The sequence below is a fragment of the Brevundimonas vesicularis genome, assembly GCF_900445985.1.
GTDB lineage: Bacteria > Pseudomonadota > Alphaproteobacteria > Caulobacterales > Caulobacteraceae > Brevundimonas > Brevundimonas vesicularis_D.
The window spans coordinates 1-2,171 of record NZ_UAQP01000021.1 but is presented as its reverse complement, the minus strand read 5'-3'; the positions used below and the strand labels follow the sequence as shown (position 1 = coordinate 2,171).

The window sequence follows — 2,171 nt, the reverse complement described above, 5'->3', positions numbered from 1 at the left end:
GGCACGCAATTGCGTGCCAAATTAGGGAAGGACTTCTTTGTCTTAATCACGCTGTGTGCGGATTAGTGATGATGATCGTGCGCGTCTTCAACCATAAAGGTTAAAGTCGCATAGCTAGCCAGTTTTTGGCATTCGCTTTGATCCGGATAGTCGGATTTATGCACGACGCGGAGTTTCCAAAAGCCTTTGCGCAAGGGATAGAATTGCAGACTGCCGTCCGGACGCGTGGTGTCGGAGAAGGCTTGCGGCTCGAGTTTGTGAATTTTGTCGTTCGGATCTTTGGTCGTAAAGCCGGAGAAGGTGCCGACGACGGTCGCGCCTTCCAAAGGTTCGCCATTGAAATAGACTTTCAGCGGAAAGCCTTCACCGATAATGATATTGGCAGGATTGTCTTGCGGCACGATTTCCAAACCTTGACCGACAGGTTTGGTTACCACCGCAGTATCTGCACTTTCATGTCCTGCATTAAGTACCATTTTGCCGTACATACGGGTTTGTTCGCAGTAGGTGGCATCAGGCATTTGCTTTAGATTTTCCTGTTTCCAGCCTTTGGCGTTTTTCGACCAAAAAGTCGGGCTGTATTCTGCGGTCAGCAGGTAGCTGCCATCTTTGATTTCTTCAGGCGAAGTGAAATAGATATTGCGCTTCTCACTGCGCACCATGTCGATTTTGCCTTCCGAACCGATGAGCTGCATCGGTTTTTTGAAGATATGCATACGCTCTTCCGGAATGTCGGCTAAATCGGGGAAATCGCCGTAACCAAGGCTAGCTTTGAGAATTTCGCCGCCATGGGTGTGTCCTGCATCGACCCATACTTCATGGGCAAGGCTCGGCAGGCTAAACATCGCCGCCATTGTCAGGGCTAGTACTTTTTTCATATTAACTCCGTATGTGTTTCAATCTTTCAAATGTTATATTGTTGCAGAAATTCTTGCAAGTTTTTTCTGCATCACATACATAAATGGTTACACTATGCACAGATAATATCAGGAGTAAAGAATGATTAAAGCGATTGTCCCCGGTTCTTTAATGATTTGCGGCGAACATGCGGTGGTTTACGGTCAATCTGCGCTAGTCTGCGCGGTGGCGCAATATGTGTGCGTCGGCATTACCAAGCGCAGCGATAATATACTGCGCATTAACAGCGCGTTAGCGCAATATGAAGCACCTTTATCGGCATTGAAAGAAGAACCCAAACTGCGCTTTGTTTTGGCAGCTGTACGCCGCCAACTGCCGTATACGGGGCTAGATATGGTGATTAAGAGCGAGATTGATCCTTTACTAGGTTTCGGTTCTTCAGCGGCAGTAACAGTCGCGACGCTTGCGGCTTTGTCCGCTGTCCGGAAAAAGAGATGGATAATGCCGCCTTGCACCGTGCGGCGCATGAGGTAATTTTGGAGATTCAAAAACGCGGCAGCGGTGCGGATTTGGCAGCAAGCATTTGGGGCGGCATGTTGGCGTATTCGCCATCGCCTGCATTATCAGTACAATCTTTGCCCCTACCGTCTTTGTCTTTAAGCGTGCGCTATGCGGGATATAAAACACCGACCGCCGAAGTACTGGCGACGCTAGCAGCAGCAGCGGAGGAAAAACCTGACGCGTATGCAGAGTTGTATCAGCGAATGGGGGCAGTCAGTCAAGCAGCAGCACATGCAGCGGCACAGCAGAATTGGCTGCTGTTTTATCAACACTTAAACGCTTATCAAATATTAATGCAAGAATTAGGCGTCTGCGATGCGGTACAGGCGGCACATTTGGCGGCGGTGCAAGATTGCGCGGCGGCAGCGAAAATCAGCGGCAGCGGCTTAGGCGACTGCATTATCGCTTTTGCCGAACGCACACCCGCGCAACATCAAGCAGTGCAGATCGCTGCGCAAGGGCTGCGTATTATCAGAAATGAATATGGCTAGTGAAAAAGATGATGCTTCTCAATAAAGATGATGCTTCTCAATAAAGATGATGCTTCTCAATAAAGATGATGCTTCTCAATATAGTCAATTCATGACAAAGTTGCACGCCTAAAAATATCAAGCTCTACTATTGTGCGAGCTAACATACAAAAACCGTGTCTTTATTTGATCTGAATTAACTATAGCATTCCATTTCCTGGTTGCTTAGATGAGATGATGAGTCTTTAATTAAATCGACACGGATTTCTGAGCGCCCTCTTT

Annotated in this window: 3 protein-coding genes; 2 read left to right on the top strand and 1 reads right to left on the bottom strand. The window is 47.9% G+C overall.

Annotation, left to right across the window (positions count from 1 at the left end; genetic code table 11):
* Positions 1-62: 62 nt before the first annotated feature.
* Positions 63-878, bottom strand: a complete 816-nt coding sequence (locus DT343_RS18370) for a DUF4198 domain-containing protein (RefSeq protein ID WP_112863902.1) — start codon at positions 876-878, stop codon at positions 63-65.
* Positions 879-999: 121 nt separating this feature from the next.
* On the opposite strand from DT343_RS18370, the gene DT343_RS18365 reads away from it, so the two are divergent.
* Positions 1,000-1,392, top strand: a complete 393-nt coding sequence (locus tag DT343_RS18365; protein WP_220116850.1) for a GHMP family kinase ATP-binding protein — start codon at positions 1,000-1,002, stop codon at positions 1,390-1,392.
* Positions 1,353-1,910 (top strand): hypothetical protein, encoded by a 558-nt coding sequence (locus DT343_RS18360; RefSeq protein ID WP_220116849.1) that lies wholly within the window; start codon positions 1,353-1,355, stop codon positions 1,908-1,910. Before DT343_RS18365 ends, DT343_RS18360 begins: the two co-directional genes overlap by 40 nt.
* Positions 1,911-2,171: the final 261 nt, after the last annotated feature.

Coding starts and splice junctions, on each gene's coding strand:
- DT343_RS18370 (WP_112863902.1), bottom strand. CDS start 878: ATGAAAAAAGTACTAGCCCTGACAATGGCGGCGATGTTTAGCCTGCCG.
- DT343_RS18365 (WP_220116850.1), top strand. CDS start 1,000: ATGATTAAAGCGATTGTCCCCGGTTCTTTAATGATTTGCGGCGAACAT.
- DT343_RS18360 (WP_220116849.1), top strand. CDS start 1,353: ATGGATAATGCCGCCTTGCACCGTGCGGCGCATGAGGTAATTTTGGAG.